Annotated in this window: 11 protein-coding genes; 5 read left to right on the top strand and 6 right to left on the bottom strand. The window is 26.6% G+C overall.

All coding sequences use genetic code 11. The annotated features are described in order from the left end of the window. Positions 1 to 4,717 (bottom strand): immunoglobulin-like domain-containing protein (locus GBZ86_RS05925; protein ID WP_152888701.1); only part of this gene is annotated, 4,717 nt, incomplete at its 3' end. A gap of 210 nt (positions 4,718 to 4,927) precedes the next feature. Here GBZ86_RS05925 and GBZ86_RS05920 point away from each other — a divergent pair. The 3 genes from GBZ86_RS05920 to GBZ86_RS05910 all read left to right on the top strand — a co-directional run bounded on the left by GBZ86_RS05920 (position 4,928) and on the right by GBZ86_RS05910 (position 7,539). Next, a complete protein-coding gene (locus GBZ86_RS05920) occupies positions 4,928 to 5,935 on the top strand; it encodes a phosphatidylinositol-specific phospholipase C (protein WP_152888700.1) in 1,008 nt (335 codons plus the stop codon). Between the two features lie 69 nt (positions 5,936 to 6,004). Next, entirely contained in the window at positions 6,005 to 6,184 is a 180-nt protein-coding gene (locus tag GBZ86_RS05915) for a hypothetical protein (RefSeq protein ID WP_152888698.1), read from the top strand. A gap of 398 nt (positions 6,185 to 6,582) precedes the next feature. After that, positions 6,583 to 7,539 carry a chymotrypsin family serine protease gene (locus tag GBZ86_RS05910; protein WP_152888696.1) on the top strand — a complete coding sequence of 319 codons (957 nt, stop codon included), beginning with the start codon at positions 6,583 to 6,585 and terminating at the stop codon, positions 7,537 to 7,539. Positions 7,540 to 7,691: 152 nt separating this feature from the next. Here GBZ86_RS05910 and hdhA read toward each other — a convergent pair whose 3' ends face one another. The 3 genes from hdhA to GBZ86_RS05895 are packed head-to-tail and all read right to left on the bottom strand — an operon-like array spanning position 7,692 to position 10,619. After that, on the bottom strand, positions 7,692 to 8,474 hold the full coding sequence (gene hdhA, locus GBZ86_RS05905) for a 7alpha-hydroxysteroid dehydrogenase (protein WP_152888694.1): 783 nt from the start codon (positions 8,472 to 8,474) through the stop codon (positions 7,692 to 7,694). A gap of 22 nt (positions 8,475 to 8,496) precedes the next feature. Beyond that, positions 8,497 to 9,285 (bottom strand): 7beta-hydroxysteroid dehydrogenase, encoded by a 789-nt coding sequence (gene hdhB, locus GBZ86_RS05900; protein ID WP_152888692.1) that lies wholly within the window; start codon positions 9,283 to 9,285, stop codon positions 8,497 to 8,499. Between the two features lie 47 nt (positions 9,286 to 9,332). Beyond that, positions 9,333 to 10,619, bottom strand: a complete 1,287-nt coding sequence (locus tag GBZ86_RS05895) for an MFS transporter (protein WP_152888690.1) — start codon at positions 10,617 to 10,619, stop codon at positions 9,333 to 9,335. A 140-nt stretch (positions 10,620 to 10,759) separates the two neighbouring features. Between GBZ86_RS05895 and GBZ86_RS05890 the strand changes: the two genes are divergently transcribed. Next, the gene (locus GBZ86_RS05890; RefSeq protein WP_152888688.1) at positions 10,760 to 11,467 is read left to right on the top strand and encodes a response regulator transcription factor; all 708 of its coding nucleotides are present in this window, start codon (positions 10,760 to 10,762) and stop codon (positions 11,465 to 11,467) included. Continuing rightward, complete coding sequence (locus tag GBZ86_RS05885; RefSeq protein ID WP_152888686.1) at positions 11,457 to 12,527, top strand: sensor histidine kinase; 1,071 nt, start codon at positions 11,457 to 11,459, stop codon at positions 12,525 to 12,527. The genes GBZ86_RS05890 and GBZ86_RS05885 overlap by 11 nt, the downstream gene beginning before the upstream one ends. Positions 12,528 to 12,606: 79 nt before the next feature. Here the strand turns inward: GBZ86_RS05885 and GBZ86_RS05880 are convergent, their stop codons facing one another. Both GBZ86_RS05880 and GBZ86_RS05875 read right to left on the bottom strand, forming a co-directional pair. Further along, positions 12,607 to 13,887, bottom strand: a complete 1,281-nt coding sequence (locus GBZ86_RS05880) for an APC family permease (RefSeq protein ID WP_152888684.1) — start codon at positions 13,885 to 13,887, stop codon at positions 12,607 to 12,609. 21 nt (positions 13,888 to 13,908) lie between these two features. Further along, entirely contained in the window at positions 13,909 to 14,652 is a 744-nt protein-coding gene (locus GBZ86_RS05875) for a gamma-glutamyl-gamma-aminobutyrate hydrolase family protein (protein WP_152888682.1), read from the bottom strand. Positions 14,653 to 15,297 lie beyond the last annotated feature (645 nt).

Genomic DNA, 15,297 nt, shown 5'->3' with positions numbered 1-15,297 from the left:
GATCAGCACCTACTATTACAGGCTTTTCATTACTTCTTACGGTTACTTTTCTTTTGGTAAGGGTTTCATTATTGTCTAAATCCTTTACTGAGTAAACTAATTCATAAGTACCAATTGTATTATTATCTACAGTACCTGTAATTTTTACTTTATTAGAAATATCTCCATCCTCTTTATCTAAAGCAACTACTGATAATTTAGAATCAAAAACTTCTCCAACTAAAATTGTAGTATCTTCTACTCCAGTAAATTTAGGTTTAGTATTTGTTCTTACAGTTATACCCCTTTCAAGAGTAGTTGTATTTCCATCACTATCTGTTACTGAATAAGTTAATTTATAATCACCTACTATATTATTATTTACACTGCCTGTAACTAAAATTTTACTATTTAAATCTTTATCTTCAAAGTCTGTAGCTATTATACCCTCTAAAGGATTAAAGATATCTCCTATTTTTATAGTCTTATTATCATTACCACTAATTACAGGTTTTTCATTGCTTCTTACTATTACTCTTCTTGTGACAATGGTTTCATTATTATCACTATCTCTTACTGAATATATTAAATCATAAGTACCTACTTTAGTTTTATCTACTGCACCTTTTAATTTTATGGCATTAGTTAAATCTAAATCTTCTTTATCACTAGCTACAATTCCTTCTAAAGGTTTAAACTCATCATTAACCTTAATAGTTACATTACTTACCCCATTTATAACTGGTTTTTCATTACTTCTAACAATTACATTCCTTGTAGATGTTACTTCTCTTCCCATACTATCTATTGCAGTATATGTTAAAGAATAATTTCCAGCAACATTAGTATCTACTGTTCCTATAATAGTTGGCACTAATTTTTTATCATAATCATCAGTTACAGTTATACCATCTAATGGATTAAAAGCATCTCCTACTTTTAATGTAATATTATTTATACCTGATATTATTGGTACTTCATTATAAATAGACTTTAATCCATTGGCTGTTATTTGAAAATATACATTATCAATATTATCTCTATTGCCTACTCCATCTAAATAATTTTCTCTTTTATCTATTATATCTCCTGTAATTTTTAACCTACCTGGTTCTGCATGTTCTAACTTTATAATATCACCGTATTCATATTTAAAATTTTCTAATTGATTTAATTTTGAAGATGTTCCTAAATCATTACCATTTAAAGTGATTTTTACTTTTTCCCTATAATTTTTATCTAATAAATGAAAAGTAAAGTATCTTCTATTATGAAAATATACATGTATTGGTGAATTTCTTACATCTTTAATTTTTAATTTTTTTTCTAATTCCTCAAATTCTATTTTAAATTTTTCATAATTTCCTAAACCTAAAACTTTTATTTTATTTTTTTCTAATTCTGGTTTAACTATTACATTTACTTTTCGTTCAAGAGTAGTTGTATTTCCATCACTATCTGTTACTGAATAAGTTAATTTATAATCTCCTACTGTATTATTATCTACACTACCTGTAACTAAAATTTTATTAGTTAAATCATTATCCTCTAAATCCGTTGCTGTTATTCCTAAATTTTCATTAAAGGTATCATAAGCTTTTATTGTAATATGATCAGCACCTACTATTACAGGCTTTTCATTACTTCTTACGGTTACTTTTCTTTTGGTAAGGGTTTCATTATTGTCTAAATCCTTTACTGAGTAAACTAATTCATAAGTACCAATTGTATTATTATCCACAGTACCTGTAATTTTTACTTTATTAGAAATATCTCCATCCTCTTTATCTGAAGCAACTACTGATAATTTAGAATTAAAAGCTTCTCCCACTAAAATTGTAGCATCTTCTACTCCAGTAAATTTAGGTTTAGTATTTGTTCTTACAGTTATAATCCTTTCAGCAGTAGTTGCATTTCCATCACTATCTGTTACTGAATAAGTTAATTTATAATCACCTACCGTATTATTATTTACACTTCCTATAACTGAAATTTTACTATTTAAATCTTTATCTTCAAAGTCCGTAGCTATTATACCCTCTAAAGGATTGAAAGCATCTCCTATTTTTATAGTCTTATTGTCATTACCACTAAGTACAGGTTTTTCATTAGTTCTAACAATTATCTTCCTTATAGAACTTGTTTCTCTTCCTACACTATCCCGTGCAGTATATGTGAGAGAATAATTTCCAGCAATATTAGTATTTACATCTCCTGTAATAGTTGGAACTAAATTATTATCATAATAGTCAGATACAGATACACCCTCTAAAGGATCAAAAAATTCTCCTACTTTTAATGTAATATTGTCTATACCAGATATTACTGGATTTTCATTGTAAATAGCTTTTAAACCACTTGGAGTAATTTCAAACTTAGTATTATTTAAATCATTTAAAGATAATCCATTAGCATAATTTTCTTTACTATTTATAACAGCACCCTTTATTTTTATATTTCCATTTATACTTTTAGGAGAGGTATGCCAAAGTTCTATAATATCTCCATATTGAAAGTTAAAATTATTTAAAATATCTAATTTACTTGTAGAAGAAAAATCCATTCCATTAATAGTTATTGATAATTTTTCTTTATTTCCTCTATCTTTTATTTTTATTTTAAAAAATTCTCTAAATCCACCATGAAAATAAGAGTTAGGGGTAAATCTAGATAAGGTTATCCTTTTAGTATTAACATTAAACCCAATATCTAAAAATTTTCTATAATCATATCCTTCAACAATTATGGTGTTGTCTTCTAATGGCAGTACTTCCCGTACAATAACTTTACGTCTTCTAATAGAAGTTTTTCCACAAGAATCTTTAACAGTATAAATTAAATTGTAAGTATTAGGGGTATTAATATCAATAGTTCCCGTTACAGTAGGAACTAAATTCTTATCAAAATCATCTTCTATAGTTATTCCCTCTAAACTATTAAAGTTTTCTCCTACTTTTAATATGGTATCTTTAATTCCTTTTATAATAGGTGAACCGTTATATATAGCTTTTAATCCATTTTCCGTTAATTGAAAATATGTATTTGTAAGGTTATCTTCATTTTGAATTCCATCAGTATAGTTTTCTTTCTCATTTATTATTTTTCCATGAATTTTTAAATTACTAGGCTCTTTATGATAAATATATATAAAATCATCATAATCATACTTAAAATTTTGTAATATATTTAATTTTTTAGTTATTCCTAAATCATCTCCATTTAATGAAATATTTAATTTTTCATTTAGAGATTTATCAAATATTTTTATTCCAAAATATTTCAAATTATTAAAACCAGAATGAATAACTTCATTTTTCTTATCATTAACTTGAAATTGTTTTGAAAAATTATCAAATGTAATATTAAACTTTTCTTTATTAGAAAGCCCTTCAACTTTTATTTTATAATTTTTTATTTGTGACTTATCAATTACTTTTACTTCTCTTAACATTTCTGTTTCTTTTTTACTAGAATCATAAGCTTTATAAGTTAAAGTGTAAGTACCTAATCTATTTGTATTTACATCTCCAATAACAGTTAAATTGCTAGTAACATCTCCATCAAAATCATCTATAGCACTTACATTCTCCATTTTATTGAAATTACTACCTTTTAATATGGTTACATTATCTATTCCTAATATTTGTGGAGGTTCATTTCTAATTTCTTTTAATCCTTTTGGAGTAATTTCAAAAGCTAAGTCTTCAAGTTCTTTAATATTTTTTATATGTAACATACCCTTAGAATAATCTGCTGAAGCATTTAAAACCCGTCCTAATATACTTTGTCTTTTTGGTGATAAACACCAAATTTTTATTATATCTCCATATTCATATTTAAAATTATGCAATGAATCTAAGGTTTTAGATTTACCTGTTTCATTATTGTATATAATTAAATTTAATTTTTCTCTTCTATTTTTATCTAATATTGATATTTTAAAATATGGAAAATGCATTAAATATCGTTTTAAATAATAATCATCTCTTCTATTAATAACTTTTATTTGTTTTGTAATTTCATCAAAAGTTATACTAAAAGCATCACTAGAATGTGAAAGCTTCCTCATATATTTTGAATCTTGTAAAAATTCACTTCTAACATCTATAACATTAGAACTTAAAGTTTCATTACCCGTATAGGGGTTGTGTACAGCTCTTAATCCATCTTTAGTTATTTGAAAATTATAGAAATCAGATGTATTAGGCATCATATACGGATAATCCTGTGGTAGTCCTAAAATTTCCCCATATATAGCTATAGTTCGATTAGTATTTCCCCATAAACTTAAAATGTCTCCATAATTATATTGAAAGTTATTTATTTCATTTTCCTTTCCCCATCCTGTTAAATCATCTCCTATAAACATTATTTCTTTTTTTACTCTCCAATTTGTATCTAATACTTTAAGTATAAAATATGGTCTTTTCATTGTTAAAGTAGAAAAATATGTGCTTTTAATATCCAATACTTTTAATTTTTTATTTTGCTCATCAAATCCAATTTTAAAAATACCTCCATCCAAACTGGTGAATCTTTCTGATGCCTGACTTGGAGATCCTATTAAATCATTTACTTGTATTATATTATTTTCTAAAGGATTAATTTGTTGTTTATTTTCACTTAAAACAATTTTATTTAATTCTAAATTTTTAATTTTTGCAAAAGTTAAAGTGTTAAAACATGATAAAAATAATGTAGAACTTACAACTAAAGCTATTATTTTTTTACTTTTCATATAAGTTAACTCCTTAATATAAAAATAAAATAACCTTTCTCTTAATAGTACTAGTATTATTAACCTGTTGTTTATTATTAAGAATTTCCACTCCAAATATGTTATAATATGTATTTAAGCTTTTACAAAATATTTATTACTTATATATCAAAATATAACTTAACTTAATATAATAAAGTAAATTAAAAAATAAAAGAAAGGAGCTTACTAATGGGTGGTTTTAAGAGAATTTTTGTTGATTGTAAAACTGAAGGATATTCACATACTAAAACAATTTGTGAAAATAAATCAAAATGGATGGCTAAATTAAATAATAATAGAACATTATCGGCATTGTCAATTCCTGGAACACATGATACTATGTCTATTAGTTATGGAGGTGATTCAGCTCAAAATCAATCAAAAGACTTAAAAACTCAATTAATTTCAGGTATACGTTTTTTAGATATTAGACTAGCTGCTTATCCTAATTCTGAAGATTTTCTATATGCCCATCATGAGTTTATATATTTATATTCAAATTTTAATGAAATCTTAAATATAGTTACTGATTTTTTAAAAAATAATGAAAGTGAAACTCTATTAATGAGAATAAGACAGGAATATACTAAAGAACCTTCTAATATTTTTGTTGCTTTAATAAAAAAATTTTTAAATAATCCTAAATACTCTAATTATTTATATAAAAATATATGGAATAACAATCCTACTTTAGGAGAATTAAGAGGAAAAATTATAATTCTTCAAGATTTTTCTGGATTAGTAAAAGGACTAGATTACAGTTATTTTAATATACAAGATGATTATTATTTATTAACCAATTGGGATTTATACAGCAAATGGGAAAAAGTAAAAGCTCACCTTTTAAAAGCTAATGAAAGTTTTTCAAAAAGAGAAAATAAAAGCTTCATAAACTATCTTAGTGGAAGTGGAGGATGTTTTCCTTACTTTGTAGCTAGTGGCCATAGTAGTTCATCTCCCAATTCTCCTCGTCTTTCTACAGGTTTAACTGAACCAGGTTTTACTGGTTATTATCCTGATTTTCCAAGAGTTAATTGGTTCTTAGGTGTTTTTGCCACAATTGCCTTTGAAGGTACTAATAATTTAACTAAAGATTATATAGATAAAAATAACCCTGCTTACGTAGGAATAGTAGTAGCAGATTTTCCAGGACAAGGGCTGATAAATAGTATTATTAATGTAAATAATAGAGTTTAAATACTAGGGGCTGTCACACTAAATAATTAGTGTGAAGCTCCTTTTTTCTTTTAAAAAATATTAGCCGAAATGACTAATTTTTTTCATAAAATTAGAGAAATATCAGGAGAGTCAATATTTATTGACGGTACTAAGATAGAAGCTTATGCAAATAAATATAAAAATGATTTATTTGTATGCCAAAATGGTAAAAAATTAAAAATGGAAGGTATAAAGCTTAAGAAATCTAAAACAGGATATGTAAGTTAAAAGACAATTTATATATGCCAGGATTGTAGTGAATATACATATAAAAGTAAATGTATTAAAGCTAATAACTCTAAAATACCCTTAGAAGAAAGAACTAAAAAAACTGCATAATCTGATTTTTTAAAACATCTTTTCAGTAGACTTATTTAAGTGCGTCTATTTTTAGATATATTTTAACTACATTTGAAATATATTAAATTTTTTTAAAAAGTATAGAAAATGAGCTATCGCTAGCGGATTTTTTTATCTCCTAATGCGACAGTCCCTTTCTTATACTATAATATGACAACATCTATTATTAAAGTTTACTATATATCTATTAAGAAAATATTTAAATATCAGAACATATTTTTATATTTATTCATAAAATATATATAGTATTTTTGAGGTGAATTATTTTGATAGAGGATTCTATAAAAAATATAATAAAAAATTATTCTTCTTTCTTTCATAATAAAAAAAATGTATTAGGAGTTGCTTTAGGGTATAAACATATTAAAAATATTAATACCAATATTCCAAGCCTTCATGTTTTTGTAAAAAAGAAAATTCCAATTAATAAGCTTTTTAAAGATGAATTAATTCCCGAAAACTTTTTAGGAATAAAAACAGATGTTATTGAATGTGGAGAAATAAATATATTTAATAACCATACTAAATCTGTAAATAATAAATATATTCTAAAACCTCAATTCTTAATTTCAAAAGTTCGACCTTTACAAGCAGGTTTTAGTATAGGACCTTTATTTCATAGACACTCTGGTACTCTTGGTTGCATTGTTTTTGATAATAAAAGAAATAAACCCCATATATTAGGAAATAATCATGTGCTTACTTATTTTAATAAAATGCCTAAAGGTACTCCTATTCTTCAACCTTCATTAAAAGATTCTAATGCAACTCTTTTTAATACAGTGGCAACATTAACTAAATTTGTTTCTTTAAATTTTAAAAAATCTGAATATGATAAAAGAAGTAAAAATGAAGTTGATTGTGCTATAGCTAAACTAAATCCAGGTATAAAATATACTAAAAATATTTATAAAATTGGTCCAGTTCTTAATTATACAGATGCAAAATTAGAAACTTATGTACAGAAATCTGGTAGAACCACTGGATATACTATAGGAACAATAGATTCTATTAATGCCTCCTTTTCTATTGGTAAAGATAGTTTTGCCGCTTATTTTGAAAATTTAATAATAACATCTAAAATGTGTGAGGCAGGAGATTCTGGAGCTATGGTTATGGATTTTTCCAATAGAGCTTTAGGAATAATTTTAGGTTCTTCTGAACAAAAATCTTTTGTTATTCCAATTAAACCTATATTGAAGTTACTTGATATTCATTTTTAGCTATTTCAAATTTTCTATTTTGTTCATTATTAAATAAAAAATTAAAATTTTCAAAACTTATTTCAATATATATTAAAACACCTAATACTAAGTAAATATAAACTTAATATTAGGTGTTTTTTAAACTGATAATCTATTATTATATTTTAGTTTTATTTAACATAATCTCCATACATAGGAGTAAACTTTCCAAAAGCTCCAGCAACCTCCATTATTTCACCTGTTAAATAGGATGAATCCTCTGTTGCAAAAAATAAAACTGCATTTGCTATATCCTCTGGTTTACCTGGACGATTCATAGGTACATGTTTTAAAAATGTTTGTATAAATTCTTCACTCATATTTTCAAGAGCAGCCTTTGTTGCTATAAAGCCTGGTAGCACCGCATTACATCTTATATTATATTTAGCACATTGAACTGCTATATTTTGTGTTAATGAATTTATAGCTGCTTTTGATGTACAATAAGCTATTCCTGATAAATCTGGAACTGCTGAACCTATAGTTGAAATATTTATTATACTTCCACCACCAGTTTTCATCATAGATTTAATAGCTGTTTGACTTGTTAAGAAAACACTTTGTAAGTTATTTATTACTTCATAAAAATAATGTTCAGCATTAGTATCTATTATAGTCTTATCTAATTTAACATCGTGTCCACCATAATTATTTACTAATATATCTATTTTTCCTTCATTTTCTATAACTTCTTCCACCATAGCCGTATAGGTTTGAGCTTCTCTAGCATTAAAATATACAAATTTAGCTCTTCCACCATTTTCTTCAATAGATTTTATAACCTCCTTAGCTAATTCTTCACTTCTTGCTCCTATATAAACTAATGCTCCATTTTCTGCTAATTTTTCTGCACTAGCAAGTCCTATACCTTTTGTTGCTGCAGTTACTAATGCCACTTTATTTTTCAACTTCATCTTTAATCACCCTTTACCTTTCTTATGCCATATGTGTAAACATTTTTCCTAATTCTTCTATTATTTCATCTCTATCTTGAGTGCTTATTCTTTTTTCATGATTTTTTCTATTTCTTTCACCTACAAGATAAGATAATTTAACTCCTAATTGATCTAATCCTTCCTTAGCCACATCTTCTGGATACATAGCAGCTGCTACTGTATCCTCATCTGCTGGTTTATTTTTAAGCCATGTTGGAGTAATTGTTGATCCTGCTACCATTAATAAAACATCTACATTAGTATTTTTACACTCATAAGCAACACCTTCTGTTAAAGCCATCATATAAGCTTTTTGAGCTGCATATTCAGCACAGAAAGGTAGTGATGTCCAACCAGATAAAGAACCTATAGTTACAAAAGCACCTCTATCTCTTTCTTTAAATACTCCTAAGAAATGATGTAATAATTTTGAGAAAGTTCTAATATTAACTCTATACATTTGCTCATATTTAGCATAATCCACTTTATTATATTGTCCCATAGAATGTAGACAAGCTACGTAATTTATAAGACCCATATCTAAATCTTTAGTAGCTTCAATTATTTTTTCAGCTGCATCATATTCTGATAAATCCTGTGGTAATACTTTAATTTCTCTTCCTGTTTCTTCATTTATTTCTTGTGCTAAAACCTTTAAAGCATCCTCTCTTCTTCCAACTAAAATTATATTCATGCCACGTCTAGCTAATTCAAAAGCATCAGCCTTTCCAATGCCTTCTGTTGCTCCTAAAACAATTGCCCATTCACCATATTTTTCTCTAAAATTCATAATAAAGCCTCCTAATATATTTTTATTTTAATTTCATAATTTATAAATTAAATTTGTGTATTTACCTCTGTATTTTGTATTTCTGAAATCTTATTTTTATTTGCAAGATTAATTGCTATTAAAAATGTTCCAAAGGTTATTACTAATAATGCTATGAAAATAATCCAAGTTATTTTATAAGCCCCAGTGGTATCATATATAAATCCAGATAAAGTAGGGCCTACAGCTCCCCCAAATTGGAAAAACATTATAACAATACCAAGAATAGCTCCATATTCTTTTTTACCAAATAATTCACTTGTTAAATAAGAAGGTCCCATAGCTGCTATAGCTATAAATCCACCAAATATTACAGCAAATAAAATTGCAAATAAAGTTGTTTTACCAAGTATTAAACAAGCTATTGATAAAATCATAAATACTCCAATAATAGTCATACCTTTTTTTAATCCTGCCTTTTCAAGCAACATTCCAATTAAAACATTACTAAGAATACCCATTACAGAAACAATAGATGTAATGGTAGAGGCAAATATAGCACTATGTCCTATACTTTCCATATAACTTGGTATATGCATTTGAACTCCAGCAAATACCACTCCTAGTAGAATTATTGCAACTATATAAACCCAAAAAACTGTAGATTTTTTTGCTTCTGCAAGAGTATATCCTGAAATATCAGTTACTTTTTTATTACTTTTTTCTAAATTACACTGATTTTCAGATTTTCCATAAGGAAGTTCACCAACATCTGATGGCTTTCCTTTTATAACAAATAAAGAAACTGTAGTAGTAATAATAAACATTATAAAACCTAATAAGAAATAACATTTTTCATATCCTATTTTAGGCATTAAGTTTGATATTACCATTATTGTGAAAAAAGCTCCTAAATTTCCACCAGAAAAAGCTATTCCAGTAGCTACTCCTTTTTTTTCAGAAGGAAACCAATTGGTAATTACATAGGATACAGGTATTTGAGTTATTCCTGTAGCAAAAACCCCTAAAATAGCAGATAATATATAAAATTGCCAAAGCTCTTTAGCTAATCCAAAGGCAGCAAAGCAAATAGCAACTATCCCACCACAAATAGCCATTATATATTTAACATCAAATTTTCTTATGAGCTTTCCCATTATTGGTGACATTATAGCAGTTGCAATGGCTACAATAGTAAATACTAATGAAAACTCCGTTGCTGAAAATCCTAAAGCGGTGGTTACTGGTTTTAAAAATATTGAATGTGATAAAAAGATTATTGCAAAGGGCATTGCCATTATAAAAAATGAACCTATAGCAATACGCCAACCATAAAATGGTTTTTTATTTCCCAAAATATTTACCCCCTATTTATTTAATTTTTCATTTAAATATTACATTATCTATTTTAGCTAGACTATTTTGTCAGTTCAAAGGTACTATTGTGGCAAAACTGTGGTAAAATAAGGTATATATTTTAAAAAGAGGTGATTAAATGCAAAAAAGTATATACATTGCAGATGATGAAATAAATATATTAAACCTTATAAAATCCTTTCTTATAAAAGATGGATTTGAAGTAAAAACCTTTAATAATGGAAAAGATTTATTAGAGGAATTTTATTTAAATCCTTGTGATTTAGTAATTTTAGATGTGATGATGCCAGGTATAAATGGACTTTCTGTGTGCTCACTTCTTAGAACTATTAGTTCAGTTCCAATAATAATTTTATCTGCTAAAGATAGTGATTTAGACAAGGTTACTGGAATAAACATTGGCTGTGATGACTATTTAACAAAACCTTTTTCCCCTATTGAATTATTAGCGAGAATTAAGTGTATTTTTAGAAGAATTGAATTAGATAAAGCTGATATACCAACTAAAAATATTATTCACTTTTCTGATATTATTATAAATAAGGCTCAAGTTAGTGCAAAAATAAATGATTTAGACATTAATTTAACTAAAAATGAATTTTCATTAATGATTTATTTAATTGAAAATAAAAATAGAGCTATAAGTAGGGATGAATTACTAAGAAAAGTATGGGATTTTAGAGGAGTTGAAATTGATAGTAGAGCCACAGATGATACTGTTAAAAGACTTAGAAAAAAATTATTAGAATATAATTCTAAAATTTATATAAAAACCATACGGGGTTTTGGTTTTAGAATATTTAAGGATAATAGTGATGATAAATAATAATAAACCTACTTCCATAAAAAATAAATTTTTAAAGCCTTTAGTACTTTATACATTAATCTTTTTATTTTTCTTACTATTAATATTAAATTCAATTTTAAAATATTTTTTTTCATTTACTCATAGTGAAATTACTGCATCAGTTTTATTTAAAATAAATATACTTTTTATTTTATTAATAGGAATATTTTTATTAGGTTTTATTTTTATTACTATAAAATTATGTAATGCTTTATCAAAGGATATATTAATTTTATTAAAAGATACAAAAAATTTAGTAACTAGTACTTACAGCATTGATGATTTAAAATCTTTTAATTACAAAGAAATTGAAGAATTAAATATAAATATACTTATACTAGCAAAAAAATTATATTATTATCATAAATCTCAAAAAGCAGAAATTGCCAATGCTTCTCACCAATTAAGAACACCCCTTATGTCTATACAAGGTTATGCAGAAGCAATTAAATATAATGTATTTGAGGATATAAATGAACCTATAGATATAATAATTGAAGAAAGTCTACGTCTTAGTAATCTTATAAAAGGTATATTAAAACTTTCTCAAATGGATTCAAAAAATATAGAAATTAATCTTAAAAATATTAATTTATATAAAACCTTAAATAGAATAGCAAATAGTGTTAGAGGACTAGCTTTTAAAAATAACAAAACTATATACGTAAAGGGAGATAAAAATTTAAATATATTAACAGATGAAAAGCTACTTGGTGAAGCTGTTATTAATCTTATTTCAAATGCTCTTACATATGCAAAGGAAAAAATTACTTTAACCATTGAAAAGAATGATTGTAATGTAATAATTCATATAAAAGATGATGGCGCAGGAATAAAAGAAGAAGATTTAGACCATTTATTTGTCAGATACTATAAAGGAGATAAAGGAAATTTTGGCTTAGGTCTTTCCATAGCACAAAGTGCTATAAATTATTTAAATGGTGAAATAACTGCCTATAATAAAGATGACGGAGCTTGCTTTGATATAATTTTAAATTTAGACAAGAATACACAAATAGAAAACCAAATTTTTAAATAATAGTATAAAATAATCAATGCAAAAAAAGGAAAAGTAATTAAATCAATTACTTTTCCTTTTTAACATTATAATATATATATTATTTTTTATTAGATCTTTTCATAAAGAAATATACTGGTACACCTAATATTAATCCACCAAGTCCCATTAATATTTTATCCATTGAAGATTGTAATAAAAGCCATGTGCTTACTAATACCGCTATTATTGGAATAACTGGACCAAATGGAATTTTAAATGAACTTTTTAAATCAGGTCTTTTCTTTCTTAAAACTAGTACTGCTAAGCATGTTGGCACATACTGTGCAAATCTTGAAACAACACTTATAGCTGCAAGCTTTGTAAAACTTCCTGATAAAGCTATTGGAATTGCTAAAGCTACTGTTATTATTATAGCTACATAAGGTGTTCCTCTTTTACTTTGTTTTGCAATAACCTTTGGTAATAAATTATCCTCAGCTAAGGCTACTCCACTTCTTGGTGTTATAAAAGATGCTGCAATATTTATTCCACCTATAGATATTAAAGTCCCTACTGTAACCAAAATTCCTCCTATAGATCCTAAAAATACGCTAGCTGCATCTGCCACTGGAGTTACAGCATTAGCAAGGTTATTTCCTAGAACTCCAATACATACTCCCTGTATTAATAAATCAATTAATGATACAATTATCATCACTGTTATAATTGCTTTTGGAATGTTTTTTTCTGGCTTTTCCATATCTTCAGCTGCCACAGCTATAGATTCAAAACCTGTAAATGCATAAAATATTAAAAGTGCTGCTGCTCCAAAGTTACCTGATATATATTCACCCTTTGGAAATAAAGGAGTGAAATTTCCACCTTTTATAAAAAATATTCCTACTGAAATAAATATTATTAAAGGAATTAACTTTCCTAAGGTAGTTATGTTATTTAAAGCCTTTGAAAGATTAACACCTAATATATTTATAATTCCAAGACCTACTAATATGGATACAATAATTATATTTTTAACTGTTGGGTCTGAAACTTGTGGAAATACTTTTTCTAAGGCCGTTACAAAAGCTACTGACATGGCAGCCCAAGCAATAATACTTATAATCCACTTCATAAAGCCAACTTCAAAACCTATAAAATCACCAAAAGCCTCCTTAGCATATACATAAGGCCCACCATTTTTACTGAACATTCCACCTACTTCAGCAAAACATAAAGCTATACTTATAACTAAAAGCATATCAAAAACTATTACACCTAAACTTGCTACACCCATTAAAGATGCTGCTCTATTAGGCAATAAAAATATACCTGAGCCAATTATAGAATTTATTCCTAGAAGTACTATACTTAAGAAACCTAATTTATTTTTATCTTTCATAAAAACTAAAATCCTTCCTACCTAATTATTTTTATTATTTTCACTTTCTTCTACTAATCTTTTAAAGATTTTTAGCATATTTTCATGATTTTTAGCCATCATCTCTGGATGCCATTGGACTCCCATTACAAAATGGTCTCCCTCTTTCTCTATAGCTTCTATAACGCCATCCTTTGATATTGCTGAAATCTTAAAACCAGGTGCCACATCTTTAATTGATAAATGATGAAAGCTATTTACTAAAGCAAAATCTCCAAGTATTTCCTTTAACTTGCTTTCTTTTTCCACTAATACTGTATGAGTTGCTTCACTAGGTAGCATTTGTTGATTGTGTTTTATATATGCTTCTTCTATGAAAGATATATCTTGATATAAACTTCCTCCATTAAAAATATTTACTATTTGGTGCCCTCTACAAATCCCTAGTATAGGCTTCTTCATTTCCATAGCCACCTTCATTAATAAAAAATCAAAGGTATCTCGCTTTGGTAATATTTCTCCATGTTTTAAACTAGGTTCTTCACCATATAATAATGGATTAGGATCATGTCCACCAGATAATATAAGAGCATCAACAGATTGTAATTGTGCTCTAACCACATCTTCATCACAGACTACAGGTATTATGAAAGGAGCTCCACCAGCTAATATCACTGCTTCAGCATAATCATAATTTACATAAGCTCTTTCATAACCTGGAAAATTTCCCCCATTGTCTACAATAATGCTTCCTGAAATTCCAATAATGGATTTTTTCTTTGTCATTTGTATCTACACTTATAAAATATACATAAATATACTCTTTAAATAAAGTATATTGGCATAATTAATTTGTTCAACTAGGTTCGTTACTCCTAATCAGTTCTTCTTTGAACTTCTTATGCTTTCACATAAGCACAGACTATATCATCATCCAATTAAACTTGGATGCTCCCCATTTCCTCTCACTTGAAAGTACTCTCTTTCGAGATAGTCGTTGAAGGTTCTTCTATTTGAAGCTTCCCTGCTGATTATCCATTACTTTGGCACTTAGGATTTAACCTTATGCTATCTAACTAATTTTTTCTAGTTTCCTAACCTTGGCACTTAGGCTTGTTTCATCCTTATGCTGTGGTTTAGTTAGCTTTAGGAACTCCCAGCAATTAAAGGAGTTTTGGATGAATTATTTATTCATCACTCTATGCTCTTTTTGAACATAGGGAGCTGTATAAAAATATATAAGTATTTTATATATTTTTTTAAATGACCTTAGTTGCTCCTTACATCTTAAATATAAATTAGCATAAACAAACTACTCCTTTTCAAAATTAAAGTAAAATTAATTTATACTCACACTAAATTAATTTTACATCTCATTCCTCTAGGATATAAGAAATTTAGGTTTAAGCTTAATTTTATCCTAATATATAT

The organism is Clostridium tarantellae (assembly GCF_009295725.1).
In the GTDB taxonomy this organism is placed as follows: domain Bacteria; phylum Bacillota; class Clostridia; order Clostridiales; family Clostridiaceae; genus Sarcina; species Sarcina tarantellae.
This window is presented reverse-complemented; position numbering and strand designations above follow the sequence as displayed.